We start from the raw sequence: 1,247 nt of genomic DNA, 5'->3' as shown, positions 1-1,247 counted from the left end.
AACATTAGAATACGCAACTTGGTAAATTGAATACTGAGAAAAAATACTAACAAGCCCAATAACAACTATAAACTCAACTATACGTAACCTAAACGGAATATGTGAGTTATGTGTTGAATGACACAACGGTGCAAAAAAGTAATTTAGTGAAGCGCTAAAACCGCTTAAGCACAAAATAGAAAATATGATTCCGCTTTCAGCCCATTTATCGCCAAAAACTAAGTACACCATTTCTTCACCTATAACAAAGCCACCAACAAATATAGGTAAAGCAAATAATGCCGTAGTTGTAATAAATTTAGTAAAACAAGCTTCGAGCTCATTAGCATTGCTTTGTAAATTAGCAAATGCTGAAAAAGATACATCAACAATAGGCCTTATTGTAAACTGCACAATAACGTCTAATAGTTTACCTGCAATTTTAAAATAGCCTAACGCTACTACGCCTAAAAAAAAGCCTATTATAAGTTCAACAAATCTAAATATACCCTGTCCAATTAAAGAGCTTAACAGTATAGGTTGGCCTTGCTTTAGTGTATTTAAAAGATCAGCTAATGTTAGGTTTAAGTTTGGCCTCCAACTAATAGCTTTCCAGACTAGTAATAATGATAAAAAAACAGATATTATTTTCTGGATTATTAAGCTATAAACGCCATAACTTGCATAAGCAAAATAAATAGCTGCACCACCCGAAAGTAATGACGAAAACAATAGCCTTATAGCAAGTGCTTTAAATTTAAAATCTCGCTTAAGTAAGCCTTCAGGTACTGTTGATAAAGCTTGCATTACAGGTACTATTGATAGCATTTGTAATGAAATTGCAAGTCCTGGCGCGTCAAAGAGTATTTCTAAATAAGGAGCTGATATAACAAAAAATAATGTTGAAGCAAAACCAATCATTAATGTTGCGTAAAAAATATCGTTCTCGTTATTTATCTCACCGTTATTACGTACCACCACTTCTACAAGCCCATATCTTACAATTGTATTAGTTAACTCAACAAAAACAATGGCAAGTGCAGCTGTCCCAAAATCAATAGGAGAAAGCAAACGAGACAGCACAACAAAAATAATCAGTCCAGACAGTTGGTAACACGAGCTACCAACAAAACTCCAAAAAGAACTTCTTATTATTTTATCATTTAGAGCCATTTCCCTTCCGGTATTTATAGTTCGAATTAGCACTTACAAAATAAAGTAGTTTTTGCATTAACAATCGATGAAACACTTTATACTTAAAATATGCA

The 1,247-nt window shown here is 33.0% G+C and carries 1 protein-coding gene; it reads right to left on the bottom strand.

Features of this window, described 5'->3' with window-relative positions; all coding sequences use genetic code 11:
• Nucleotides 1-1,152: oligosaccharide flippase family protein (locus H5072_RS19845; protein WP_182694564.1), on the bottom strand; the 1,152-nt coding region annotated here is incomplete at its 3' end.
• Nucleotides 1,153-1,247: the final 95 nt, after the last annotated feature.

It is taken from the genome of Pseudoalteromonas sp. SR45-5 (assembly GCF_014163565.1).
Classification (GTDB): Bacteria; Pseudomonadota; Gammaproteobacteria; order Enterobacterales; family Alteromonadaceae; genus Pseudoalteromonas; species Pseudoalteromonas distincta.
This window is presented reverse-complemented; position numbering and strand designations above follow the sequence as displayed.